This window comes from Vibrio taketomensis, assembly GCF_009938165.1.
Taxonomy (GTDB): Bacteria; Pseudomonadota; Gammaproteobacteria; order Enterobacterales; family Vibrionaceae; genus Vibrio; species Vibrio taketomensis.
Genome location: NZ_AP019650.1, coordinates 616,656 through 643,406 on the forward strand (window position 1 = coordinate 616,656; position 26,751 = coordinate 643,406).

A 26,751-nucleotide genomic window follows, 5' to 3' on the forward strand; every position below is an offset into this window, starting at 1 on the left:
ACGCTTTTCGTTGGATTAAATAGTGTAAACACTGCAGAATATAGCGCATTCTCCAAGAGTTAAGAAGTGATCAATTCAAATGTTACTTGCTAAAGCCAGTATTGGACGCAAGCTTCTATTCGCATTTCTTGCGATGGCATTGCTAGTGTTAATGTCTTCATTTATCGGTGTGTTCGGATTTTCATCAGTCGCAAAAACCGAGCGCAACGTTGTTAATTCGGCAATCCCATCCATGATCGAAGCGCGCCAAGTCGCTGAACTTAGCTCTCGTATCATTTCGTCAGTGCAGACTTTAACGAGCGCAAAAACCGAGCATCAAAGACAACAAGCAGGCAAAGTCCTGTTTGATCAACTGAGCGCGCTATTAACGCATATTAAAGCATTGGGTTCGGACTCTTTTGAATCGGAACTACTCACCACGCTTGAATCAGACGTGCAAAATATTATTGATACCCTTGGGCAACTGGGTATTGCCGTTGAGAAAAAACTCTTTATCGAAAAAGACATCAACGATCGCAGTGAAGAAATGCGCAAACTGGCGCAAGAGTTAGAGCAATTGACTCGTACTCAAGTGTCGAACACCAGTACCATTGCGGTTGCGAACGTCACTCATATTTATGACCTATTGGCAACCAAGCAAACCGACAAAGCGTATCAAGCACTGGATGCTTTGGTTGAAGTCGATTTGGATTTATCGGAGCGTTTACACGAGTTGCACCTTTTGGCGTTTCAAATGCTCAATCAAATCGAGGAAGTTCGCACCATCAACAACTCGGTGCGTTTGACTCAGATTCGCAAACAATTTGAACACAACTTAACCATTATGAAGCGCCGTGTACGTGCGGTAGAGGATCCAACACGATCTGTGCAAATGTTGGATCTGTTAGATCAGCTCGAAAAGCGCGTGGTGATTTTTGATGTTGTTGAACAAAACCATCGTAATGAGCGCGAATCACAAAAGATGATGCAAGATACGCTCAATCAATTTAGCGCACTGAATAACACCATCAACAAGCTGGTGGATGAATCCAACCGAGCGACGACGCGCGCTGTCGATCAGCTTAAAACCACACTCAATTATGCTCAATTGACGCTGACCATTATCACCGTATTGGGTCTACTTATTGTGGTGCTGATTGTTTGGAAGGTGGTGTACATTTCGGTGTTAAAACGCTTAGCTGAGTATTCGTCAGCACTACTTTCAATCGCTCAAGGTCAGTTGAAGGTGGATATAACAGTAAAAGGCAATGATGAGTTGGCTCACATGGGGCAGGCGATCATCACCGCTAGAAATACGGCACAAGCATTAAAAGTCGTTGCTGAAAGTGAAATTGAAGCAAAACGTCAGTTGCAAGAACACAAAGAACGCCTTGAGGAATTGATCGCAGAACGTACGGTTCAGTTGCAAGATGCCAACACACGTTTGAATGATGAAGTACTCAACCACGCAAAAGCACGTCAACAAGCGGAGCAGGCGAGCCGCGCGAAATCTGCATTTCTTGCCACGATGAGCCATGAAATTCGTACACCGATGAATGGGGTTCTCGGTACGGCACAGCTATTGAAAGATGCGGGTCTTAATGCACAACAAACTTACTATGTCGATATTATTAACCGCAGTGGTAAAACCTTATTGGCGATTTTGAATGACGTGCTGGATTACTCAAAAATCGAAGCGGGTCACTTAGAGGTGCGCGAGGTCGATTTTAATCTTCACTACATGGTTGATGACGTAAACCAATTAATGCAAGGACGCGCCAAGGAGAAGGATATTGAGCTTAGTTGCTTGATTGAAAGTGACATTAAACCGTTTTGGTATGGTGACGTTATTCGAATTAGCCAGGTGCTGACCAACCTTGTTGGTAACGCGATAAAATTCACTGATAGTGGCCATGTTGACATTTACGTCTCTCTTGAAGAAGAACACTTTGTTACTTTCGAAGTCTCGGATACTGGTATTGGCATCTCAGATAAAGAGATGGAAACGCTCTTCGATGCGTTCACGCAAGCAGAAGGTGGCTTGAGCAGCAAAGGTGGTACAGGTTTAGGACTGGCCATCAGTAAACGCTTGGTTGAGGCGATGGGCGGAGCTCTAGGCGTTGAATCAGAAGTTGGTCATGGCAGTCGTTTTTGGTTTACCGTTCCGTTAAAAGAAGGCAAAGCCGTGGCTAAGAAGGAATTTGCCGTATCGAATCAAGTTCAAGCAAAAGTGCTGTTAGTCGAAGACAATCCTGTTAACTGCATCGTAGCGGAAGGATTTTTACATAGTCTTGGCCACCAAGTGGTGATTGCCGAAGACGGGCAGCAAGCGAAGCAAATTTTTGCCAGCCAGCAGTTCGATATCGCCTTGTTAGACATCAACTTGCCAGATTGTGATGGGCGAGAACTGTTGACGGAGTTAAGGACAATTCAAGCGGAACAAAACTCTGAGCAAAAGACCCCATTTATTGCGGTGTCAGCTCATGTATTTAATGAAGAAGTTGAGAGTTATTTGTCTGCCGGTTTTGATGGCTATCTTGCTAAGCCATTAGATAGGGAAGCCTTGTGCGTACTGATTCAAAATCGTTTAGAGGGCAAAAACCTGTTGCTTGAACAAGTGAGTAAACCGATCGTGATAAATCACCAGCAAAAGATCTTAGATAAGCAGCTATTTAGCAATGACTTGCAAGTACTGGGTATCGATAAGATGCGACAAATATCTGACCTATTTATTGCAGGCAGTAAAGAGATCATGCAGTTGTTAGAGACTGCGAGCACGAATAACGACAATACCGCCATCAGGCAGTTGGCCCACAAACTAAAAGGTTCGGCGGGTAGTATGGGGCTAATTGCGTTGTTCGAAGTCTGTCAAGCGATTGAAGCGTCAGAAAATCCATTGAGTACCTATCATCAATTACATGATGAACTGTGTGACAAAGTAGAACTGTCAGCAACCGCAGTCATGGCTGAGTTAGCCAAATAACAGCTATGCTTAAGTAACCGAGCGTGAGCAGTGATGCCTATGCATAGTGTTACGGCAATTGAGGAGTATTTCCGTGCAAAACCCGATTGGATGGTTTGAGATATACGTAAACGATATTGAGCGAGCGATTACGTTCTACGAGACGGTGTTTCAAGTCAAACTCGAAAAAATGGATGATCCAAATGGATCCAATGTAACCATGTATAGTTTTGGTTCTGACATGGAAAGTTACGGTGCGACCGGCGCCTTGGTTCAAAAGGATAATGTTGAACCTTGCGGGCACAGTACATTAGTCTATTTTGCGTGTGATGATTGTGGTGTAGAAGCGAAGCGAGCAGTGATCGCTGGTGGAAAGATTGAGAAGCGGAAGATGCCGGTTGGAGACCATGGATTTATCGCTTTAATTAGTGACACTGAAGGTAACATTATCGGTCTTCATTCACAGCAGTAAAGCACCGTATAGAGCTTCGAATAGGGCAAAAATATCTGTTTTGAAAATAGGCAGTTATAGCGCTGAATCTATAAAAAATGGGGAAACGATAGTTTACAAATTTACCGTTTTATTTTTGTTCAGTTTGGGCAATACTGAAATTCCCCTATAGGAGATCTAGTCAATCTTCTAGAAACACCCTCTACGGAGGGTGTTTCACTTTATGGCGTTTGTAAATCGCGATTATTCAAAAGAATAGCTTTCCGGAACCACAACGATACCGTCGTCAGAGACATGAAAACGGCGTGCATCCTCATCACGGTTGTAACCGATGGTTGTGTTAGGCGGAATCGACACATGCTTATCAATAATGCATCTCTTGAGTTGGCATCCTTCACCAATGTCGACATGATCAAGTAAGATACTGTCAGTGACTGTCGCTCCATCGTTAATTCTTACGCAGGGTGAGACGATAGAATGTTGAACGGAACCTCCTGAGTTGATTACGCCATCCGCTATCATCGAATTAATAAAAATCCCTTCGTTCCCCGTTGCAGATGAAACGGTGCGGGCTGGGGGATATTGTGGCTCATACGTACGAATCGCCCAGTCGTGCTGATATAGATTCATGGGGGGGACAGGAAGGAGGAGGTCCATATTGGCTTGGTAGTAGGAATCAATGGTTCCAACGTCTCTCCAGTAGCAATCTTTATCAACACGGCCGAGTTCGCTACAAAATTTATAAGCGTAAACGTCACCGTCTGGAATCAATTTAGGAATAACATCTTTACCAAAGTCGTGATCTGATTGCGTAAGTTTCGAATCATATTCAATAGACTCTTTTAGAACATCAAGGTCAAAGATGTAGATACCCATAGAAGCAAAGCTGTAGTCGGGCTTTCCATCAATGCTTGGTGGATCCGTCGGCTTTTCGATAAAGTGGGTGATTTCGCCGCGTTCATTACAATCTACGATACCAAACTGAGAAGCGTTGCGTCGCTCAACTTCCATGCAAGCAATGGTGAGCTTAGCACCAGTGCGTTTATGTTCTTTTAACATCGCCGCATAATCCATGCGGTAGATATGGTCGCCAGAAAGGACGATGACATATTTTGCTGAGCTTCGTTCTAATAGCCACAAATTGTGGTAAATCGCATCTGCAGTGCCCTCATACCATTTACCGCCGCCGCGCATTTGCGGTGGAACAACGGAAACATATTCGCCTAATTCAGGATTAAATAGAGACCAGCCATTGCGAAGATGTTTTTGTAGTGAGTGGGATTTGTATTGGGTAAGTACCAAAATACGTCGCAAGCCAGAATGCAAACAATTAGTCAGGGTGAAATCAATGATTCGATATTTACCACCGAATGGAACGGCAGGTTTGGCGCGATTATCGGTTAAAGGGCTGAGCCTAGAACCCATCCCGCCGGCGAGGATCACAGTGATAGTATCATGCATAGTCATTCCTTAGTTCGCAGCATACGTAGACAATTTGTCCAAGAAATTACAAGAAACAAGCCAATAACTAACTCACGGATTTTATTGGTAAAGTTGAAACTATGAGGTGTCTAATGTCCTCTTATTGTGCATTTATTTGTAAAATGCGCACCAAGTTGGTGATTTATTGAACTAATCATATTTAGAAACTGACATTCTGTATAATAACTTTTGAGCATATAAACTAGTTGAATATCAAAGATTTCAAATTGATTAGTGCAGTCGTTACTAATTGGCGTGTTGAGTGATGAAAGAACTGAAAATTGTAAGCAGTAAAAAGCCCTGCATTGTCATGTAGGGCTTTGATGTCTTAAAGTGGGTCAGAATCAGTGTTTGAAGAGATTCACTTGATCGTTAAGATGCATCGCTATCTGACGCAGTTCTTCGGATAGAGTCCGTGAACTGCGAGCTTCGGTCGTCAGGTGATTTGAAATATCGCTCACTTGCTGAATATTGATGCTCACTTCTTCGGTCACAGTGCGTTGCTCTGACGCGGCATTAGAAATGTGAGAAGCCATTTGTGAGATTTGTTCGATTGATGCGGCGATATTTTCCAAAGCTTCAGTTGCATGGTTTGCATCATCGACCGACGACGAGGCTAAATCTTGGCAACGATTCATTGATTCAACCGCACCTAGGCTATTTTTCTGCAGAATTTCAATCATCTCACGAATTTCTACGGTAGAGCTATGTGTTCGTTTAGATAGCACACGTACTTCATCGGCTACCACGGCAAAACCGCGGCCTTGTTCACCAGCACGCGCCGCTTCAATCGCCGCGTTTAACGCCAATAGGTTAGTTTGTTCGGCAATATCACTGATGGTCGAAAGGATAGCGTTAATATTTTGCGCGTTGCCCTCCAGTTGCTGAATGACATTTGAGGAACTTTCCAGTTGCGCGGCAAGGTGAGTAATTGATTCGTGATTGCGGCGAATAACACTCTTGCCATGTACGCAGTGTTTGGTGGAATCAATCGCTGAATCTGCCGTTTGTTTGGCGTTACTCGCGACTTCTTCAGCCGCCGCTGACATTTCATGAACGGCTGTTGCAATAAGTGACACTTCGCTTAACTGGGTGGCGAGTGAATCGCTAAGCTCGACGTTGAGTCTCGTGCTAATTTCAGACTGGCTATCCAGTTGTTTAGACGAGGAAGAAATGTCCTGAACGATTTCTTGCAGTTTAGCGATAAATGCATTGACGTGAAGAGCGAGATTGCCGATTTCATCATTACTATCAATTTTGATGCGCTTTGTGAGGTCACCGTGACCTTCAGCTAAGTCTTTCATCGATATGCTGAGTGCGTTAAGCGGCGCGAGAGCTCGTTTAATAATAAGCAAAGTGATAACCGCAATTACGATAAGCTGCATGAAACCCATGCCAATAAGCTGTCCAAGCAAACTCTCTTGATCTTTAAAAGCATGTTCCTGATCAATAACCAACGTGTAGTACCAGTCGGTATTCGGTACACGCTTGGCGCTAAGGAATACCTTTTTGTTTGCAATGGTAGTTTCGGCTAAACGTTGATCCGCTGCGATAGCGGTAATTTCGGTCGCAGTTAGGCCACTTGATACAGTTGAAATTGGTTTAAGAATCAGTTGATGGTTTGAATGGGCAACGATATTGCCTTTACTGTTAACAATAAAAGCTTGTACGCCTTCAGTATTGAGTTCGACGACATCTTTTACAAGATCTTGAATATTTACGTCTGCCGCTAATACCCCTTTTACAGCGCCTTGAGTGAACGGTTTAGCAATCGTCATCACTAAGTGGCCTTCTTGAGCATCAATATAAGGCTCAGTGATAAATGTATTTTGGGCATTCACAGTATCTTGGTACCACGCGCGTTGTCTTGGGTCAAAACCTTCTGGTAGCCCGATATCGACACCCATAATCATTTGACCGTCGCTAAGCCCAGCATAGGCCAAGCGAAAATCACCCGCTTTAGAGGCGGTAGCTAAATAGGCTTTAGCTTGACTCGGATCGATAAATGCGTCGGAGCTGGAATTAATCACGTTGATTTTTGATGTTATCCACTGATCCATACTCAATACACTGCCATTAAGTAGCGTGGTTGAGTACTGCTCGGTTGTGCGCGAGGTCTCGGCAAAAATTTGTGTACTGGTAATGTATATTTGTGCCCCTGTCATAATAAAAATTGCAGACATAAAGGCCAAAGTAAGTTTGGTTTTAATCGATAATGCTGACATAAAAAACTCAAATACGGCTAGAATTTAGGCGAGAATATCAGAGCGAATTTATTCAAGTTAATTACATTTCTCACAAATAAGACATTAATCCCATTAATTCTGGCTTTTACAAAATCCAGCAAAGACATAGAGTTAACGCTGCTTAATCGTGTGTTATGGTATTGTATATACAAGTAGCCTGAATGTACTTTATCGACACGAATTAGTTAAATTCTACAAGTCGCTTCATTTGAGCGTAAATACAAAGTTTGGGATGGATGGAAAGATAAAAATAAAGGGCGTAAACGCCGCCCTTAATCTGAATTTCAATTTGTTTTGAGAGATTAGAACTGAAAGCGCACCGACATTGCGATTTGAGGACCATATATTCCGTTATTGCGAGTTTCAGCAGATAGAGAAAGCTGTTGCGTAGAATGAAAACGAACGCCCGCATGGAATACAGAACTTTCATCGAGTCGACCTACACGACCTGTTACCTCAAATCTATCGGCTAGCCACATACGGATACCAATATTGAATTCTGGCAAAGTTTCACTGTCTGAGTTATTTGGGTAGTCAATGTAGTGAAGTAATGCTTGGCCGTAGACGTCAGCGAATTGGTTAATCGGGCCATTAAAACCCACGCCGACTGCCGCATCTGCGTCACTTTCGAATTGGCTATCAACACGAGCAATTAGGTGGACGTTTTCCATTGCTAATACACTGAATTCTGCGCCTGAAATGCGCGGATCAACAGCGGTGCGAAATTCTAGGAAGTTATAACTGAAGTTATTAGCGAATGCGGACGGAGCAAGCAATGAACTTGCAAGTGTGAACAAAAGGGCATGTTTTTTCAAAAGGATTCTCCAACAGTTCGCAAAGCATGCAAAAGGCCTACAAACGGTAGGCCAGATGTTGATATATTAACGGTAAATTATTGAATTTATAGCACTTGAATGCGATCTACCTCAATCTCAGGAGTGTTGCCGCCTTCAAATTCACCAAATAGACGAACTTGGGTATTTGCATCAAGAGGCTGTGCCAATACGATGTCATCATCAAGCTCAACCTGAACTTGGGCTTTACCATCGGTAAAGATGAAAGTGTCGTGATCAAGTTGCTGTACTAGTTTGCCTTCAACAACCACTTTTTGCTCAGTAAACATTGAGCTGTCGTTGATCACTTGAGTCAGATCAGACAGCTTTACAGGGCCTGAGTATTGAACGCCTGCGTTTTTATCTTGGTGGTTACCGCCAGCAAAAGCCAAAGTTGGAGTTACGATCATCGCAAGAATAAGGGCTGCTTTTTTCATTTTGTTTTCCTTTTTTAAGTATTGAGCGTCTGTCGCTCATTTGATGGTGCTATTAAACGCCATCCGAGCTGAATCAATACTGATTTAATGATTCATTTTGCGTTCATCTTTTATTAGAAATAAACCCTAAAGCCGATATCATTCTTTGCATAAATTCATATATCTATCTATTTGAAATGCATTCACCATTTAGAGCGCTGATGGTACAAGGTACCACTTCTGATGCTGGCAAAAGCGTATTGGTTGCCGGGTTATGTCGAGTTCTGGCACGAAAGGGCATTAAAGTTGCCCCATTTAAGCCGCAAAACATGGCGCTAAATAGTGCTGTAACACAAGATGGTGGTGAGATTGGTCGAGCTCAGGCCGTACAGGCAGCGGCGTGTAACATAGAACCAACGGTTCACATGAATCCAGTTCTACTTAAGCCCAATTCAGATACTGGCGCACAAGTGATTTTGCAAGGCAAAGCGCTGACCAATATGGAAGCCACTGGTTACCATGACTATAAATTGGTTGCCATGAACACGGTTATCGATTCATTCGAGCGTTTACAGCAAGACTACGAATCAATCATGATTGAAGGTGCTGGTAGCCCTGCTGAAATTAACTTGCGAGCAAACGATATTGCGAACATGGGGTTTGCTGAAAAGGCGGATGTCCCGGTCATTATCGTTGCGGATATCGATAGAGGCGGGGTCTTTGCTCATCTTTATGGCACTTTAGAACTTCTTTCAGAAAGTGAGCAAGCACGCGTTAAAGGCTTTGTTATTAATCGCTTTCGAGGTGACATCGCACTGCTGCAATCGGGTTTAGATTGGTTAGAAGAAAAAACCGGTAAACCAGTCATTGGCGTACTGCCATATTTGCATGGCTTTGACCTTGAAGCGGAAGATGCTATTGATAGCCAACAGCAGCTTTCAAATGAAGCGCGTCTTGTGGTGAAGGTGCCTGTATTTACGCGTATCAGCAACCACACTGATTTTGATGTAATGCGTCAAAACCCTGATATTGAACTCAAGTACGTCGGCAAAGGCGAAAGTTTAGCGGGCGCAGACGTAATCATTTTACCCGGTTCAAAATCAACTCGTGCCGATCTTGATTATCTTCGTAGCCAAGGGTGGGACAAAGAGATTGCTCGACACCTTCGTTTTGGTGGCAAAGTAATGGGAATTTGCGGTGGTTACCAAATGCTTGGGAATCTAATAGATGATCCTGAGGGTATTGAAGGTCCATCAGGCAGTTCAAACGGGCTTGGTTACTTAAATCTAACGACTCGCATGACCAATGATAAAACACTGACCCGTGTGCAAGGTACGCTAAACTTATGCGGTAAACAGGCTACTGTAAAAGGTTACGAGATTCATGCGGGTGTGAGTGAGATTCAGGGTGAATCAATTATCACATTAGAAAATGGTCAGTTGGACGGCTTAGTGAGTGATTGTGGTCAAATCCTCGGTACTTATTTGCATGGTGTCTTTGATGATCCTGCAGCGTTTTCGCTGTTTTGTCATTGGATGGGTGCCGACAATATTGCTAAAGTCGACCATCATGCAAACCAAGAGCGTGCAATCAACCGTATCGCAGATGCGATTGAAGAGCACTTAAACTTAGAATTACTTTGGCCTGAATTAGGCGCGCGCAATTAATGTATAAAAACAAGATTTTCCTATTTATCGCACTATTGATGTGTTTTCGTGTTTCCACTGTCTTTGCTGCAGATGTTGCGGCGACTGAAAAGGACACGGTTCGCATTTATGCCGCATCCTCTTTAACCAATGTACTCAATGCGTTGATTACGAAATACCAAACAATGCATTCGGTCAACATTGTGCCAATTTACGCGGGGTCTTCGTCATTGGCGCGTCAAATCGAGCAAGGCGCTCCTGCTGATTTGTTTATTTCTGCCAACGAATTATGGGTGAAACACCTTGAAGATCGCGGGGTAGTCAACAGTGATGATGTACATGACTTTACAGCAAATCATCTCGTTGTGATTGCGCCAGATTCGAGTGCAGTTTCTCTTGAGGCGACGAATACGGCATCTTGGTTGCAGATTTTGGGTAGTAGTCGATTAGCGCTAGGCCAACCAAACGCCGTGCCTGCGGGGATTTACGCAAAACAATCACTGGAAGCTCTTAACCTTTGGTCATCACTGCGTAGCCACCTAGCACCGACAAACAATGTGCGCAATGTACTAACGCTTGTTGAGCGGGGTGAGGCTCCATTAGGTATTGTTTATCTGTCAGATGCGAAAATCTCAAATAAAGTAAAAATTGTACATACTTTCGCGGATTCGACGCATGAACCTATTCGATACCCATTAGTTCAGATAACTCAGTCGCCAGGCGTTCTATCATTTATGCAATATATTTTAAGTGATGAAGCGAAAGTGATACTGCAAGAGTTTGGATTTAACTAGAGGTTGGCACTTGTTATCTGAATACGAATATCAAGCACTCATTCTAAGCCTTAAGGTTTCGTTTTATGCCATTATATGGTTGATTCCTATCGGCGTTTTTCTTGCTTGGTTGCTGGCGAAAAAACAGTTTGTCGGCAAATCTCTCATCGATAGTCTGATTCACTTGCCTTTGGTGTTACCGCCAGTCGTGATTGGCTACCTTTTGTTGGTGTTAATGGGAAGGCAAGGTGTGATAGGCAACTGGCTATATCAAACCTTTGGTATTTCGTTTGCATTCAATTGGAAAGGCGCGGTGCTAGCGAGTATCGTCGTCGCATTACCGTTGATGGTGCGTGCAGTGCGTCTTAGTTTTGAGAGTGTGGATAGCAAGCTAGAACAAGCCGCACGTACGTTAGGGGCGTCGCCGCTTAAAGTGTTTTTTACTATCACCTTACCATTGACGCTACCTGGCATTATTACCGGTACAATGCTGGCATTTGCACGCAGTTTGGGAGAATTTGGCGCGACGATCAGCTTTGTCTCGAATATTCCCGGTGAAACTCAAACCATTCCTTTGGCGATGTACACTTTTATTGAAACACCCGGTGCTGAAATAGAAGCGATGCGTTTGTGTATTATCTCGATTGCCATTGCACTTGCCTCACTATTAATATCTGAATGGCTTTCTCGCCAATGTGCTCGCCGTTTAGGAGGTAAGCGATGAGTAAATTGGCAATTGAGTTTAATCAGAAACTCGGTGATACCGAATTTGATATCAACGTTGAACTGCCAGCACGAGGGATTACCGCAGTGTTTGGCCGTTCGGGAGCGGGCAAAACAACATTGATCAATGCGGTTGCGGGATTGATCCCACTTAACTCCGGCAGGATCGAAGTTAATGATCGTTTACTCTATTGTCATCAAACCGGTGTGAATGTGCCGACCAGAGTGCGACGTGTTGGTTATGTCTTTCAAGAGTCTCGCTTGTTTCCGCACTATCGAGTAAAAGGCAATTTGTCCTACGGTACTCGCGAGTATGATGAAGAATACTTCAATCAGATCGTTGAACTGTTAGCGATAAGTGACTTACTGCAACGTTATCCATCGGAACTTTCCGGGGGAGAAAAGCAACGTGTCGCGATTGGTCGAGCGTTATTATCTAAGCCAGATATTCTGTTAATGGATGAACCACTAGCATCACTCGATTTACCGCGAAAAAGGGAAGTACTGCCGTTTCTTGAGCACCTCGCCAACACGGTAAATATTCCAATCATTTATGTTACCCATAGCTTGAATGAAATTATTCGCCTTGCCGAGCATTTGGTTGTGGTGGATAAAGGCAGGTCATCACCACTGGACCAGTCGAACAAGTTTGGGCCTCAAAAGCGATGCGGCCATGGCAGTCATTTGCGGATCAAAGTTCGCTATTTGAAGCGAAGTTAGTTGAACAAATAGAACAATACGCACTGTCGGGTCTGGAATTGGCGGACGGGGTTATGCTTTGGGTGCAAAAAGTTGAAGCCGAATTAGATAGCAAAGTGCGCTTACAAGTTCGAGCCAATGACGTATCGATTAACTTAGACAAACCTGAACGGAGTTCGATTCGTAACGTTTTGCATGCTGAAATTCAAGAATTAGAAACGCAAAATTTTGGTACCCATCGACAAAGTGTTTCAGTAAAACTCAAGTTAGCACCAAAGTGCTATCTGTGGGCGACGATCACGGCTTGGGCAAAAGATGAATTAGGCTTAGAAGTTGGTATGAAAGTTTACGCTCAGATCAAAGGTGTGAGTGTGACTCAACGGGATATTGCGTTGTCACATTAAAATGGAAAAGATTAAAAAAGCCGCTTTACGCGGCTTTTTTTGTACTTACTTAGCGAAAACGTCAGTAAAGTCACGCTTAAGGATTGGATCACGGCGCGCTTTTTTAAGCTGCTTAACCATGTCTTTCACGCAGTTGTGTAAAACTTGGTCAAGAAGTGATGCGCGGTAGTTATCTTTATCTTCGTCAGTCATGTCTTTTGGTAGGTTCAGAGTTGGGAACTCTTCCATTACATTAAGACCTGCGAACGCTTGGCTAACAGAAACAAGTGCATGAAACTGTTCGAAGTTATCTAAAATGTTTTGTGCACTTTTTGGTAGCTCGTTCCATGATTCGCGTACTGCTTCTTCAGACACTTCATGAATTGAGGTTACCATTTCGTACATCGCTTCTGGCACGCCATCGAACTCGATTACTTGACGAAGTTCAGCTGATACCGTTGCCAAATCGACAGTTTTTTTCTCACTTGGAGTCACGTCAGACATAGTCTTTTCTCTTTACGTTGTTTAAGCCGCGATATGCTAGTTTTTCTGTAATAAATGTCAACCTTAGTGGAGGAAATCAATTACCTGAAGTATGCTTATTTTAAATCGCTGATTTAGCAAGCAGTTTATAGTATAGGACGACTTATGAAAATATTGCTGGTGGATGATGTTCAAATGGAACGGATGCAACTTGCGATTCGACTCAAGCAGTTAGGCCATGTCGTAGAAATGGCTGAATCTGGCCCAGATGCGTTAGCACTTTATCCTGAGTTTCAACCAGATTTAGTACTACTTGATATTACCATGCCAGAGATGGACGGTTTTGAAGTATCAAGCAAGATTCGTGAGCTTTATCCCGAGTGGATTCCTATCATCTTTTTGAGTGGTCATGACGCACCGGAAATTATCGCAAACGCGATCGAATCTGGTGGCGATGACTATTTGATTAAACCGGTCGATAAACTGGTATTACGTGCGAAACTTACGGCCATGCAGCGTATTGCGTTTATGCGAAACCAGCTCAACAAAAAAACGGCAGATTTGGCTCGCGTGAATCAGGAACTTGAAAAACTGGCTAGCGAGGATGGATTAACGAAAGTGAATAATCGACGTAACGTCGATAAAAAACTAAAAGAGATGATCTCCGTCTATGGTCGACACGGTGTACCGATGAGCGTGATTTTACTCGATGTTGACTTCTTCAAACTTTACAACGACAACTATGGCCACATAGAAGGGGATCAGTGCTTAATCCAAATTGCGGCGACCTTAAAAGAGTTGTTTGCACGTAATGGCGAGGTTGTCGGTCGTTATGGCGGTGAGGAGTTTGTGATTATTCTTGGTCATAGCGACGCATATCAAGCCGAATTGCATGCTCAAAGGGTGAAAGAAGCGATACTGGCACAAGCCATTTCTCATGAGCATAGTAAGGTTGCGAATGTTGTTACCGTGTCACAAGGTGTAGTGACCATTCAACCATCCGGTAGGGAAACACCGGACCAGTTTTACCATATGGCTGACAGAGCCTTATATCAGGCGAAACATAGTGGTAGAAACTGTTATGCGCTGTATGAACCGTCAATGGAACAGCAAGATATCCAAGAATAACGAATAAGTAGTTAAAGTAAGTTACGCGGCTGCAACGACCTGATTGCGGCCGTTTTGTTTTGCTTTATACAAAGCTTGGTCTGCTGCCTTTAGTACCACGTCCGTATCGCGCTCTTCATAACTGTCTGCAACACCAATACTAATGGTGAGATTGACCGTATTGGATTTTTTGCCCTTACCGCGTTTTTTACTGCCTTCTTTGTTGTCGCTAGGGCGCGAGTCCATATTTCGCACAATGAGATCATAACTTTCGATATTCTGACGAAGCTCTTCTAAATAGTCCCAAGCTTCATCGGCGTATTTACCTTTAAACAGTACCGTAAATTCTTCACCGCCATAGCGATAAACTCGAGCATTCCCACCAACTTCTCGTAATTTGCTGGCAACCAATTTCAATACGTCATCGCCCGTATCGTGGCCGTATGTATCATTGAATGATTTGAAATGGTCGATATCGAGCATGGCTAATGAATATTTGCGGCCTAGATGTTTGAGATCGGATTCGAGTGCCAGTCGTCCGGGAATAAGGGTTAAGCGATCGTTAAACGCCAATTCGTAGCTAGCAGAGAGCAACGAAACCAACAGCAAAATACCTGCGAGACTAAAGAGTACGCTCGAGACATAACTGACATGGAAAAAAATGAAAGTTGCCGCAGCGACGAGTACTGACGAATAAACTGCTGCATCGACTATGCGGTTGTACTTAAGCACGATAATTGCGCAAAGGAGTACGATACCCGCGAGATAGAGAACCAAAACAAAAGGCAGTTTCGAAACCTCAGGGACAACGTGCAAAATAGGGTACTGATACTGATCAAAGTTGGTTTCGATGGCGTAGTTGAGCGTTAACTGGCTCCAAACTAACATAAGTAGCAATATCGCGATATAACCGATAAAACTCGCGCTACGGATTGTGCTGTCTTTAAACATATAGATCGCTAAGCATGCACCAGGTAATGCGAAAGCAAGTAACGAAAGATCGAGGATAGTCGTGCCCGTCGATAAGGGGGTCTGCAAGTAATGTTGAATAATCCAATAGGCGATAAACATTGCGCAGCTGATCATTGAACAACGGCTTTGTTTGAAAATATGACCGAGTAGAATACAAACGCCGAATAAGATGTAAGGGAAATGCAAGGTGACGCTTTGATTAGCATGAACAAGCATCACAACATTATCCATACCAAGGGCAATGATAACTAACAATACAACTGGAAACAGAAATCGAAACCAACTTGATGTAACCATTGATAATGACATTACTTAACGTTTCCTTGGGTTTCCTGCTACGACTCGACTACAAAGGATAACGACATAAAATCATTTTCCAAGTGTTTTGCATTTCATTGGTCGAAAAATGCGTCATACCATAAACATTCATCAACGCTTTGTTTTTAAATGGAGACGGTTTTAAGAAATTGAGATATAGAGCATTTATGTTTTCCGTTTTCTGTATTAATACTTAATATGCTCAAGTGAATTCTGCTGAACTAAGCATCTTGTGGTTACCAGAGCATTGAGTGATACCCAACCGAAAGAGAGGAAAGCAATGCAAATCAGCGAAGATGTACATAACTATATGGAAAACCTAGTTGGTCAAGTATTAGCTCGACCAGAGTATACAGAGCAATTCGACAATGACCAGTTGGCTGATTTGGCCTGTTTAGCATTAAGCCAGTTAAGACCTGTTTATATTCGTCATGACATCGACTTCCTTTCAACCCTCTCTGAAACAAGATTATTGACACTAAAGAAAAATACGGAAATTGCGGTTGAATCAGCAACAAGTATGATTCTTGACGATCGTCGAAAAAATCGAAAAGATGAATTCCCTGTGATATTTTCTAACCCTCGCTTTGACGAAGATGTTGAACTCGAGTGGTTTGAAAAGCCAATACTAAAACAACTAAGCAGTAAGGAGCGAAAGTGGGGTTTTTCTCTCGCTTGTTTGGCCGCGAAAGTTCGCCAACAAAACAAATAGAAGTTGAGCCAGTCGAATACAAGGCTTTTGATTTATCAAGAGCGATACAGAGTCTGGTCAATATCGTATTGCTGGCAGAATTGAAAAAGAGATTGATGGTGAAATTAAGAGTCACCGCTTTATTCGTTCAGACGTGCTTTCTAGCCGCGGTGATGCCGATGAATTTATGTTAAAGAAAGCGCAAATGTATATTGACCAAATGAAAGGCAATATTTTCGATTAGTATTCCCTGATTTGATAGATGTCATTAATTGTCGAGCCGTTAGCAGTTATGCTGATGGCTCTTTTTTTGTTCGCATTTATATTAATCGTTTGATTTATGACCTTTTTTTGCGAACTGGTAAGAGCACTTTTAGGGATTAAGGTGTTGTTTGATTACAGTCAAAACGGCAAAATAACTCAAATGTCGCGCTAACGAAATAAACTTTAGTATTTTAGTTACAAAAATACTTGATATAGGTGTTTTCGTTGGTTACAAAAGATTGATCATTGAGCCAATAGTCAAGGAATAGCTATGCAAATTGGTGTGCCAAAAGAAATACTCGCCGGAGAAACGCGAGTGGCTGCATCGCCGAGTTCGGTCGAGCAGCTAATTAAATTGGGTTTCGACGTTGTCGTTGAATCTCAAGCTGGGGAAGCAGCAAGTTTTGAAAATGCAGCTTTTGAAGCTGCAGGAGCAAAAGTAGTATCGAAAGATGATGCTTGGAACTCCGACATCGTATTTAAAGTAAACGCACCAATCGTTAATGACGAGGTTGACGAAATTGCTCAGTTAAATGACGGAGCAACATTAGTGAGCTTTATTTGGCCTGCGCAAAACCCAGAGTTGATGGAACAACTTTCTAGTAAAAACATCAACGTTCTTGCAATGGATGCGGTTCCTCGTATCTCTCGCGCTCAAGCTTTAGATGCATTGTCATCAATGGCGAACATTGCCGGTTACCGTGCTGTTGTTGAAGCAGCTCACGAGTTCGGTCGATTCTTCACTGGTCAAATTACCGCGGCAGGTAAAGTACCACCTGCGAAAGTGCTTGTTGCTGGTGCTGGTGTTTGCCGGTCTTGCTGCAATCGGTGCGGCAGGTAGCCTTGGTGCTATCGTACGTGCATTTGACGTTCGTCCTGAAGTAAAAGAACAAGTTCAGTCAATGGGCGCAGAATTCTTAGAAGTTGATTTCAAAGAAAACTCTGGTTCCGGTGACGGCTATGCAAAAGAAATGTCTGACGAGTTCAACAAGAAAGCGGCTGAGCTATACGCAGCTCAGGCGAAAGACGTTGATATCATCGTGACAACGGCACTAATTCCTGGACGTCCTGCGCCAACGCTAATCACCAAAGAAATGGTTGATAGCATGAAAGCGGGTAGTGTGATTGTTGACCTTGCAGCTGCTAACGGTGGTAACTGTGAATACACTGTGGCCGACCAAGTGATTACAACTGCAAATGGTGTAAAAGTTATCGGTTACACCGATATGGTAGGTCGACTACCGACGCAGTCTTCTCAACTTTATGCGACCAACCTAGTTAACTTGATGAAGCTTCTTTGCAAAGAGAAAGATGGCAACATCAATATCGACTTCGAAGACGTCGTGCTACGTGGCGTGACGGTGGTAAAAGAAGGCGAAGTGACTTGGCCTGCGCCACCAATTCAAGTATCAGCTCAACCAGAGCAAAAACCTAAAGCGGCACCTGCCCCTGCTAAAAAAGTAGACGAGCCAGTTTCACCGATTAAGAAGTTAATCGGCCTTGGTGTTGCTCTTGCTGCATTTGGTTGGATTGCAACGGTTGCTCCGGCTGCATTTCTAGCGCACTTTACCGTATTCGTGTTGTCTTGTGTGGTTGGTTACTATGTGGTTTGGAACGTAACGCACGCACTGCATACACCGCTTATGTCGGTAACTAATGCCATTTCAGGCATTATCGTTGTTGGTGCGTTGCTGCAAATCGGTCAAGGTCATGGCGTGGTGACATTCTTGTCATTTATCGCGGTTCTAATCGCAAGCATCAACATTTTCGGTGGGTTCACCGTGACCAAGCGCATGCTTGAAATGTTCCGTAAAGATAAATAGGAGTAACAGGGAATGTCTGCAGGACTAGTACAAGCAGCTTACATTGTTGCTGCACTATTTTTTATCTTGAGCTTAGCTGGCTTATCAAAGCAAGACTCTGCTCGCTCAGGTAACTATTACGGTATCGCGGGTATGGCGATCGCGTTGATCGCGACGATCTTTGGCCCTGATGCACAAGGTTTTGGCTGGATCATCGTTGCGATGGTGATCGGTGGTGCTATCGGTATTTTCTACGCTAAGAAAGTAGAAATGACTGAAATGCCAGAGCTAGTTGCAATATTGCATAGCTTTGTAGGTTTGGCTGCGGTACTTGTTGGTTACAACAGCTACCTAGATGCACCAGAAATTGCGAACGCTGCTCTACTTGCACCATCTGAGCTACATGCACACCATGTTATTCACCTAGTTGAAGTATTCCTAGGTGTATTCATCGGTGCAGTTACCTTTACGGGTTCAATCGTAGCGTTTGGTAAACTACGTGGCGTGATTTCATCATCACCACTAAATCTACCGCACAAACACAAAATGAACCTTGCGGCGATTGTTGTTTCTACTCTGTTAATGATCTACTTCGTTAAAGCAGATGGCAGCATGTTTGCTCTTATTATCATGACTCTAATCGCATTTGCCTTCGGTTACCACCTAGTTGCTTCAATCGGTGGTGCGGATATGCCAGTTGTGGTTTCGATGCTTAACTCATATTCAGGTTGGGCAGCGGCAGCCGCAGGTTTCATGCTAGCGAACGATCTATTGATCGTTACAGGTGCTTTGGTTGGTTCATCTGGTGCGATCCTGTCTTACATTATGTGTAAGGCGATGAACCGTTCATTTATCAGTGTTATCGCTGGTGGCTTCGGCCAAGAAGTGGTGATTTCTGGTGATGAAGAGTATGGCGAGCATCGTGAGATCAACGCAGAAGATGTGGCGGATATGCTGAAAAACGCGAAATCAGTCATCATCACTCCGGGATACGGCATGGCAGTGGCACAAGCTCAATACCCAGTGCATGAAATTACTGAAAAGCTACGAGCTCAAGGTATCGAAGTTCGCTTTGGTATTCACCCAGTAGCGGGTCGTCTGCCTGGTCATATGAACGTACTGCTAGCAGAAGCGAAAGTACCGTACGATATCGTACTGGAAATGGATGAAATCAACGATGATTTCCCACAAACAGACGTAGTATTGGTCATCGGTGCAAATGATACAGTAAACCCAGCGGCTCTCGAAGATCCAAACAGCCCAATCGCTGGCATGCCAGTATTGGAAGTGTGGAATGCGAAAGACGTAATCGTGTTCAAGCGTTCGATGAATACGGGTTATGCGGGTGTTCAAAACCCACTGTTCTTTAAAGAGAACACGCAAATGCTGTTTGGCGATGCGAAAGAAAGTGTAGACGCAATCGCGAAAGCACTATAATCTGTGTTTAAATCTTTGAAAGGCCAGCGTAATGCTGGCCTTTTTTATTCGCTTGAACTTAATTAGAAATACAAAAAGTTGAAGTTCGGTTAAAATTGACATGAATATTACACATTGTGCATCTAGTGTTGCCATAATCCGCACGCTGATGGTAACTCGCTGATTTGATAAAATTGCCTTGAAAATAGCCAAAACAAAATTATTAGTATGTCTTTTTACCTTCGTTGCAATGGGGCAGGGCAGACACCTTACCTGAGCGTATTGATAAATTTGTAAATTTATTTAAGACTTCTCAAGCGTCAGTTTCTTACGATGTGCGGGTGCTACAATCTGACTATCCCACGCGGCTTATCACGCCGCAGTCAATGCTCCCTCAAACATCCAGTTATCCGTTAGAGGATATTCAAAGGCTGTACAAACTTTCGGTTTCTTGTAATGGAAAACTGCCACTGAGTCCTTTAGTGACAGAACCTTTGGTGTTTACTCGTGCGATGTGTAAAGGCACAAAGCTTAATCCGCGCTGGTTTGCACGGAGTGCATTAATTCACCCTGGTGGCGGTACTTACGCAAATCGTTACATTGTCACTCATCCGGAATTGACGACTGAGCTTGAGCAATACATGCATATTAAAGAGCGACCGTTAGCGGATAAAAGCACATTGCTTGGTCGCTTGCAGCGAATGGGTGAAGATTCAGTGACATCACTGATCTCAGGCGCAAGTATGTTCATGGAAGGTGATGAATTATGGTTGCGTAAAAATGACAACTATTATGTTTATCCTGAATCGTTGTGGAGCGCTAATGTCGCTGAAGCGGGACTTAGCCTGAATTTGACTTCTGAATCAGAGGCATGCTTTGTACAGCGAGGCAACATTTGTTGGGATGTTGAAGATCACGCAGACATACTAAAAATTAGTATGGCTGCTTTGGTCGTCGTCAACATTCTTTTGGTTGCGGGTTGGTCGCTATACCGTTGGAACGCTAAACGACAAGAGATGCGCAGCCGAATGTTAGTACTGCAAATCCTGACGCATGAATTACGTACACCGATCGCCAGTTTGTCGTTGACCGTAGAGGGATTTCGACGAGAATTTGAGGACTTACCAGAATCCGTTTATGATGAGTTTAGACGGCTGTGCGAAGACTCAAGGCGTTTACGTCAACTTGCTGAAGCGAGTAAAGATTATTTGCAATCAGACAATAAACCACTGGCAACTGAATGGGTTCCTTCGGTCGCGGAGTGGTTAGAATTTAAGGTTGAGGAAGAGTTCGATCAACAAGTCGAATTTGTCATCGACCATGATATCGCGGCAAAACTTAATGTGTACTGGTTAGGTACATGTCTCGATAACCTAGTAAGAAACGCGGTTAAATATGGAGTTAAACCGATAAGATTGGATGTGAAAACCTCTAATCAAAAAATTATGTTCAGCGTAATCGACCAAGGGCAACTTACACACAAAGATTGGCGTGAGTTGCGTAAACCCTTTGTAAGCAAGAGTGGTTTAGGTTTGGGTTTAACGATTGTTGACTCTATGGTTGGCCGAATGGGAGGGAAAATGAAGCTCATTGGTCCACCAACAACGTTTATATTGGAGATACCTTGTGAAACAGACACTGCTTCTCGTTGAAGACGACAAAAATTTAGCTGATGGCCTTTTGGTTAGCCTAGAACAAGCAGGGTATGAATGCTTCCACGCTGAAAGCATCGCGGAAGTAGAACAATATTGGGTCAAATCTGATCTAGTGATTCTAGACAGACAACTACCTGATGGCGACTCAGTATCTCAACTTCCTCAGTGGAAAGCACTAAAAGATATTCCAGTGATTTTGCTAACAGCACTGGTCACAGTAAAAGACAAAGTGACGGGCTTAGACGCTGGCGCGAACGACTACCTAACAAAACCTTTTGCTGAAGCAGAACTATTCGCGCGTATTCGAGCGCAATTACGTACGCCTGATGGTCAAGAAGATGATACCAAAGTGCGCACCGAGAATTTGTTGATTGATAAAAGCACGCGAGAAGTTTTTTTCAATGACCAAATGATTACATTAACGCGTACCGAGTTTGATTTGTTGCTATTTCTTGCGAGCAACTTAGGCCGCGTATTTACGCGTGATGAATTGCTGGACCACGTTTGGGGCTATAACCATTTCCCGACAACTCGTACCGTTGATACTCACGTGTTGCAACTACGCCAAAAACTACCTGGCTTAGAAATCGAAACACTACGTGGTGTTGGTTACAAGATGAAAGCATGATTAAAAATCTAGTTTTATTGTCAGGTGCACTGCTTAGTGCACCTGTTGTTTCTCAGTCTCAGGTTTGGTTTGAGAGTAACACGCCTTTAACTCAAACCCACAAACACCTGCTCAACAACGATCTTGAATCGATGTTTTCATCGTTAGTTGAGATGTGGCAACTCGAACCGAGCCAATCTCTGCAAACACACCTCAATGAAATTCTCATCCAATCTTTTGACGTCGACTGTGGTAAAGGGCTGAGCTCACAGGAATTTCCTGACTGGCTGAAAGGCGTTTCAGTTCAACGTTCAGAAATTCAAAGCCCCGGTAGAGATGCATTTCGTGCCAATGTCGAAGTACAGAGTTCTGCGCAAATAACGGATATTTCGCTGAAAGGTTGGGTCAATCGAACGGTTTCTAATGATACCGTGTTGGACTTAGTTCGCGAAAACTCGTCTGGCGTTTCAACCTATTCCAAGCGCTACAACATTAACAACAAGCTATCAATGGGTTTGTACCGAATTGAAATTACATCATCAAACGGTGACAAGTGGAGCTCATGGCTAATTTTCGCCGATCCTAAGTTAAGTATGTCTGTACGTTGGGCATCTAAAGATTATTGGCAAGTAGAGCAACACACGCTACTCAATCCGACTTGTCCATTACCAAAACTTAACGCTGCGTTATACGATTATGTCGATGGTACTTACAACCAAATTTGGAGTGGTAGCTACGAATCTGATTATCCAACCTCATTACCGCTCGATGATATTGAGCCTGGACGTTACGTTTTAGCGGTTTCAATGGCGCATCGTCGTTGGCAAGGCAAAATAATGGTTGAACAAACGCAAATAATTAGCAAAACCTATGATGTTTCTGTGGAGGAATAACTCAAGTTAGGCGAGAATGAGCCGATAAGTTATTCACACTAAACAGAATTTAGCATCCACTATGAAGATCGCATATAAAATACTACCTCTTGCGGTAGCAATGTCTTTTGGTTCTGCTCATGCGGCAAACTACGCTATCGAAGCGCGTGGTGAAGCAATGGGTGGTGTTGGTGTTGTCTCTGGGAACTTTTTAACTGCGCCATTTTATAACCCAGCACTCACCGCAATCTATCGTCGTAATGATGACGTTGGCATGATCACGCCAAGCATAGGTTTCAATTACACCGATACCGGTACATTTGTTGACGATCTTGAACGTGCAGAAGACGCGATCAACGTGGGTGACTACGCCACTGCCGAAGCAGCACTTAATGACTTAAAAGGCGATAACCTTAAAGTCGACATTGGTGGCGTAGTTGCGTTTGCCATTCCAAACCGATACATCGCGGCAAATGCTTTTGGTAAACTCTATACCGAATCGTATGCAACTGCAGAAATTAAAACGGATGGTACTGATGTTGAAAATGCACAAGGTAGCGGTGTTCGTGCCGTCAGTGTTGCGGTAGCAGAAGCGGGCATCTCACTTGCAAAATACCAAACATTTTTAGGGCAACATCTTTCTTTTGGTGTTACGCCTAAACTGCAACGCATTTACACCTACGTATATGAAGCAGGCATTACCAATTATGACTTAAACGATTTACGAGAGAATGGCCAGGGCGAAACCATCTTTAATATGGATGCGGGTTTTCTTTGGTTCCATGGTCCATTCCGAGTCGGTATTGCAGCAACGAACCTAATCTCACGCGATATTGAAACCAAAACCATCAACTCACAGTTTGATGGCTCACAAGTTTCATACGAATATGAAATGTCACCACAGTTTACTGTCGGTGCAGGTATTGTTGCTGACTACTTCACCTTAAGTGTTGATTACGATTTAAAAGAAGAAGAACGCTACAAAGCATTTGATGACAACACACAATGGTTGAGAGTCGGTGCCGAGATTGACATTCTTCGTCAACTAAAATTACGTGGCGGTTGGAAAAAGAATTTAGCGTATGACAACACTGATGGCACTGTGACAGCAGGTATTGGTTTATCGCCACTTAACTTGTTCCAACTCGATATTGGTGCCAGTTATACCAATGAAGATTCAGTCGGTGCATACGTAAACTTCTTAACGAATTACTAGCATCACGCACTACTAGAATTCTTCTACGATTCATAATATAGTCGGCTCCTAAAATTAGGAGCCTTTTTTATGTTTGATGATTTAAGCCTAAGCCACGAAGAACAACAAAAAGCAGTAGAAGAAATTCAAAAGCTAATGACACAAGGTATTAGCACTGCAGAAGCAATTAAGATTGTGGCGAACAAAATCCGCGAAGAAGCAGCAAAAAAACAAGATTAAGAAAAGGGCAGGTTACTGCCTTTTTTTAGATCTTAATGCACTATAACTAATTTCTTGTTCCATATAAGATACTTCAGACTGAAATTCAAAACGTGACACCTGCAAAACTCAAAATTACTGTCCTTGTGGTTGCAACGTAAATTTATGTGATTCCTATTTATTTATTAAATAACAATAATTTATAGTAGTGTTTTATGCTGACTAGCTTATGCTAATAATTGTTTTGTAATTTAATTACATAATATAAGACCGACACAAATAGGTATGAAAATAGCTAGTGGAATCATCTGCGTAGTGAAAGAGTAACGTTATGGCTCGAATTGAGTAGTGTTTATTGTGACAGGGTAACTAATTGGCTCGCCAAGTTGATGGTAAGAGACTACGAAAATGAATGCAGCATGTTGCAATAAAATTTCGATGCTTACCCTAATTCTGGAATCTAGTTCCTAACACCCAGATGACATAAAAGCCTAACTATGTAGGATCGAACATAGAGAAGGAGAACTTTATGGCGAAATTCCTGAATACCAGCGCGACCAATTATTTTCTCGAAGAATTGATTAAGAGCGCATCTGAGCGTTTAGTGCTGATTAGCCCGTTCCTAAAGCTTAACGAGCGAATTAAAGAGTTACTTGAAGATAAAAACCGTTTGAAAATCGATGTTAGGATTGTTTATGGAAAAAGTGAACTTCATCCTGATGAAATAAACTGGCTAAAGGTCTGACATACATCCGTACCAGTTTCTGTAAGAATTTACACGCTAAGTGCTACTTGAATGAAGATACTTGTATTATTACCAGTCTAAATCTTTATGAATTCAGTCAAGTAAACAACAATGAAATGGGAATTGCTCTTAGCAAGCAAGATGATCATGAAATGTACCGTGATGCTTTTGAGGAAGCCCAGCGTATTATTCGTATTAGTGAAGAAGTTCGAATCTCTCTTGAAAAAATCCCGTCAGCTGAATCGACTCCCGAGTTAATCGGGGAAGATGACTCTGATTCGCTGACCATTGAAAAGCTCACTTCGTCAAAATTGGCAGTGAAACTTGGTATTAAGACACAGGAGCTACTTGAACAACTTACTAATAAAGGTTTTCTAGAACTTGTTGACGGTAAGCATAAATTGACCGAGTCAGGTAAAGTAGCGGGTGGAGAATTTAAGTATAGTAAGCGTTTTGGTATGTACTTCTTATGGCCATCAGAGCTGACGTTTTGACTTGTTTAATAGTTACCGTGTAACGAATTTTGTTTGCAAAGCATTGTCGAAATTTATATCCCACGTTAAACCCTAATTCCAGCGTAAAATCGAGGGCATGTAATAGTATCGCCCTCGACGTACGTTGCCATTTATGATCTACTTTAAAAAGAACAAAGAAATACCAGTAATCGCTGCAAGCGTACCCAAAACGCTTTCCATTGTTGGTTTTTCGCCTTTGACTGCGCTGATAGCCAACATAAATGATTTGTCGCGATAATTGTTTGTGCTATTGCCGGATTCGCGTACTTAAGCGCAGTTTGCTGAAGCCAAAGAGCTAAAAAGGTTCCTACGAAAATCGCGAGTAACAGTGTTAAAAATGCTTTTTGTGTGAGTTGTACAAAGTGATTTTTAATTTGATGAAATGGTCGTTTCTCTACGAAAACGATGATTGCAGTGACTGCCAATACACCAACTGTTAAGCGAATAATCGCGCCTAACAGCGGTGGTAAATCACCAGCAACGAGAGCGTAGTGGGAGATAACCACACCAGATGCCTGGCATGTACTGGCGAGTAATCCAAAACCAATACCCGCCCAGTTTAAGGTTTTTGCGTCGTTGCCACTTGGCTGTATTATTACGAAAGTTACTGCAATGGTTGTAATAATAACGCCCAACCAACTTTGCACGGGTAAAACACTACCCAAGAACATAAGTGACAGTACGCCAGATAAAGGTGGCGCAAGCGATTCAAGTAATAAGGTTTTGTTTGCACCGATTCGTTTGAGCGACGAGAAATAGGCGCTGTCACCAATCGCAATACCGATCACACCCGAGATCGCCAGTATAAACAGGTGCGTGTTATCAATTGACTCCGGTATCGAGACCGCAAATGGCAGCACCAACGCCATCATTATTGATGCGATTACGCCTTTAACGATATTGAGCTGTAGTGCCGAAAAATGATGACTAAATTGCCCATAAATCCAGGTTGCGATTGCCCAAACTGCAGCAGCAGACAACGCAGCCAGTTCTCCAATGTATTGCAAAGGTTTAGCTCCGAAATGAACAAGCGATTTGATCGCGCAGCAAGAGACGCGAACTATATGTGAATCTGAGCAACAGCAAAGTGTCGAAGCTTATTTTTGTGAGAATCGTTACGTAAGTTTAGAGAATTAATGCACTCATTGATTAAGGAAGAATATGTTGAGCTAGCCACTAAAATACATCAAGAATGACCGGAAAGAATGCGAGTTTAAAGCAGGCATCCATAATCTTAAAGTTTCGGCAAACAAAGCGTTGTTGATTTCAAGCCCTGCAAAAGCATTATCACAGTGCG

At 43.0% G+C, this 26,751-nt stretch carries 19 protein-coding genes and 5 pseudogenes; 17 read left to right on the forward strand and 7 right to left on the reverse strand.

Translation table 11 applies throughout. The annotated features are described in order from the left end of the window. The first annotated feature begins 79 nt into the window (after nucleotides 1-79). Nucleotides 80-2,962 (forward strand): TMAO reductase system sensor histidine kinase/response regulator TorS, encoded by a 2,883-nt coding sequence (gene torS / locus Vt282_RS16485; protein WP_162048117.1) that lies wholly within the window; start codon nucleotides 80-82, stop codon nucleotides 2,960-2,962. 73 nt (nucleotides 2,963-3,035) lie between these two features. Next, nucleotides 3,036-3,413 (forward strand): VOC family protein, encoded by a 378-nt coding sequence (locus tag Vt282_RS16490; protein ID WP_162048118.1) that lies wholly within the window; start codon nucleotides 3,036-3,038, stop codon nucleotides 3,411-3,413. 222 nt (nucleotides 3,414-3,635) lie between these two features. Here Vt282_RS16490 and glgC read toward each other — a convergent pair whose 3' ends face one another. The 4 genes from glgC to Vt282_RS16510 all read right to left on the reverse strand — a co-directional run bounded on the left by glgC (nucleotide 3,636) and on the right by Vt282_RS16510 (nucleotide 8,390). Beyond that, nucleotides 3,636-4,853, reverse strand: a complete 1,218-nt coding sequence (gene glgC, locus Vt282_RS16495) for a glucose-1-phosphate adenylyltransferase (RefSeq protein WP_162048119.1) — start codon at nucleotides 4,851-4,853, stop codon at nucleotides 3,636-3,638. 365 nt (nucleotides 4,854-5,218) lie between these two features. Further along, the gene (locus Vt282_RS16500; protein WP_162064092.1) at nucleotides 5,219-7,099 is read right to left on the reverse strand and encodes a methyl-accepting chemotaxis protein; all 1,881 of its coding nucleotides are present in this window, start codon (nucleotides 7,097-7,099) and stop codon (nucleotides 5,219-5,221) included. Between the two features lie 323 nt (nucleotides 7,100-7,422). Next, nucleotides 7,423-7,935, reverse strand: coding sequence for a hypothetical protein (locus tag Vt282_RS16505; protein WP_162048120.1), 513 nt, complete (start codon nucleotides 7,933-7,935; stop codon nucleotides 7,423-7,425). Nucleotides 7,936-8,021: 86 nt separating this feature from the next. After that, entirely contained in the window at nucleotides 8,022-8,390 is a 369-nt protein-coding gene (locus Vt282_RS16510) for a YgiW/YdeI family stress tolerance OB fold protein (protein WP_162064093.1), read from the reverse strand. Nucleotides 8,391-8,566: 176 nt separating this feature from the next. On the opposite strand from Vt282_RS16510, the gene Vt282_RS16515 reads away from it, so the two are divergent. The 4 genes and pseudogenes from Vt282_RS16515 (at nucleotide 8,567) to modC (ending at nucleotide 12,614) form a co-directional block, all read left to right on the forward strand. Continuing rightward, a complete protein-coding gene (locus Vt282_RS16515; RefSeq protein WP_162064094.1) occupies nucleotides 8,567-10,036 on the forward strand; it encodes a cobyric acid synthase in 1,470 nt (489 codons plus the stop codon). Further along, nucleotides 10,036-10,809 carry a molybdate ABC transporter substrate-binding protein gene (modA, locus tag Vt282_RS16520; protein WP_415663463.1) on the forward strand — a complete coding sequence of 258 codons (774 nt, stop codon included), beginning with the start codon at nucleotides 10,036-10,038 and terminating at the stop codon, nucleotides 10,807-10,809. Before Vt282_RS16515 ends, modA begins: the two co-directional genes overlap by 1 nt. A gap of 10 nt (nucleotides 10,810-10,819) precedes the next feature. Next, the gene (gene modB, locus Vt282_RS16525; RefSeq protein ID WP_162064095.1) at nucleotides 10,820-11,512 is read left to right on the forward strand and encodes a molybdate ABC transporter permease subunit; all 693 of its coding nucleotides are present in this window, start codon (nucleotides 10,820-10,822) and stop codon (nucleotides 11,510-11,512) included. Beyond that, a pseudogene (modC, locus tag Vt282_RS16530) lies at nucleotides 11,509-12,614 on the forward strand (molybdenum ABC transporter ATP-binding protein ModC). Before modB ends, modC begins: the two are co-directional and overlap by 4 nt. A gap of 45 nt (nucleotides 12,615-12,659) precedes the next feature. Here the strand turns inward: modC and Vt282_RS16535 are convergent. Next, complete coding sequence (locus tag Vt282_RS16535; RefSeq protein ID WP_162064096.1) at nucleotides 12,660-13,097, reverse strand: DUF3069 domain-containing protein; 438 nt, start codon at nucleotides 13,095-13,097, stop codon at nucleotides 12,660-12,662. 144 nt (nucleotides 13,098-13,241) lie between these two features. Here Vt282_RS16535 and Vt282_RS16540 point away from each other — a divergent pair, with 144 nt between their 5' ends. Continuing rightward, on the forward strand, nucleotides 13,242-14,204 hold the full coding sequence (locus Vt282_RS16540; RefSeq protein ID WP_162064097.1) for a GGDEF domain-containing response regulator: 963 nt from the start codon (nucleotides 13,242-13,244) through the stop codon (nucleotides 14,202-14,204). A 21-nt stretch (nucleotides 14,205-14,225) separates the two neighbouring features. Here the strand turns inward: Vt282_RS16540 and Vt282_RS16545 are convergent, their stop codons facing one another. Beyond that, a complete protein-coding gene (locus Vt282_RS16545) occupies nucleotides 14,226-15,464 on the reverse strand; it encodes a GGDEF domain-containing protein (RefSeq protein ID WP_162064098.1) in 1,239 nt (412 codons plus the stop codon). 289 nt (nucleotides 15,465-15,753) lie between these two features. On the opposite strand from Vt282_RS16545, the gene Vt282_RS16550 reads away from it, so the two are divergent. The 10 genes and pseudogenes from Vt282_RS16550 (at nucleotide 15,754) to Vt282_RS16595 (ending at nucleotide 25,433) form a co-directional block, all read left to right on the forward strand. Beyond that, the gene (locus Vt282_RS16550) at nucleotides 15,754-16,185 is read left to right on the forward strand and encodes a late competence development ComFB family protein (RefSeq protein ID WP_162064099.1); all 432 of its coding nucleotides are present in this window, start codon (nucleotides 15,754-15,756) and stop codon (nucleotides 16,183-16,185) included. Then, nucleotides 16,131-16,408, forward strand: a pseudogene (locus Vt282_RS16555) (HlyU family transcriptional regulator). The gene Vt282_RS16550 and the pseudogene Vt282_RS16555 overlap by 55 nt, the downstream one beginning before the upstream one ends. 291 nt (nucleotides 16,409-16,699) lie before the next feature. Continuing rightward, nucleotides 16,700-18,251: pseudogene (locus tag Vt282_RS16560) on the forward strand (Re/Si-specific NAD(P)(+) transhydrogenase subunit alpha). A 12-nt stretch (nucleotides 18,252-18,263) separates the two neighbouring features. Further along, a complete protein-coding gene (pntB, locus tag Vt282_RS16565; RefSeq protein ID WP_162048130.1) occupies nucleotides 18,264-19,667 on the forward strand; it encodes a Re/Si-specific NAD(P)(+) transhydrogenase subunit beta in 1,404 nt (467 codons plus the stop codon). A gap of 224 nt (nucleotides 19,668-19,891) precedes the next feature. After that, entirely contained in the window at nucleotides 19,892-21,298 is a 1,407-nt protein-coding gene (gene vxrA / locus Vt282_RS16570; protein ID WP_162064100.1) for a sensor histidine kinase VxrA, read from the forward strand. Next, a complete protein-coding gene (vxrB, locus tag Vt282_RS16575) occupies nucleotides 21,273-21,929 on the forward strand; it encodes a response regulator transcription factor VxrB (protein WP_162064101.1) in 657 nt (218 codons plus the stop codon). The genes vxrA and vxrB overlap by 26 nt, the downstream gene beginning before the upstream one ends. Next, a complete protein-coding gene (locus Vt282_RS16580; protein WP_162064102.1) occupies nucleotides 21,926-22,801 on the forward strand; it encodes a DUF2861 family protein in 876 nt (291 codons plus the stop codon). The genes vxrB and Vt282_RS16580 overlap by 4 nt, the downstream gene beginning before the upstream one ends. A gap of 61 nt (nucleotides 22,802-22,862) precedes the next feature. Next, the gene (locus tag Vt282_RS16585) at nucleotides 22,863-23,996 is read left to right on the forward strand and encodes a conjugal transfer protein TraF (protein WP_162048133.1); all 1,134 of its coding nucleotides are present in this window, start codon (nucleotides 22,863-22,865) and stop codon (nucleotides 23,994-23,996) included. A 69-nt stretch (nucleotides 23,997-24,065) separates the two neighbouring features. Beyond that, nucleotides 24,066-24,215 (forward strand): YoaH family protein, encoded by a 150-nt coding sequence (locus Vt282_RS16590; RefSeq protein ID WP_162048134.1) that lies wholly within the window; start codon nucleotides 24,066-24,068, stop codon nucleotides 24,213-24,215. Nucleotides 24,216-24,723: 508 nt separating this feature from the next. Then, nucleotides 24,724-25,433, forward strand: a pseudogene (locus Vt282_RS16595) (phospholipase D family protein). A gap of 138 nt (nucleotides 25,434-25,571) precedes the next feature. On the opposite strand, the pseudogene Vt282_RS16600 reads toward Vt282_RS16595, so the two are convergent. After that, nucleotides 25,572-26,461 (reverse strand): annotated as a pseudogene (locus tag Vt282_RS16600) (DMT family transporter). Nucleotides 26,462-26,751: the final 290 nt, after the last annotated feature.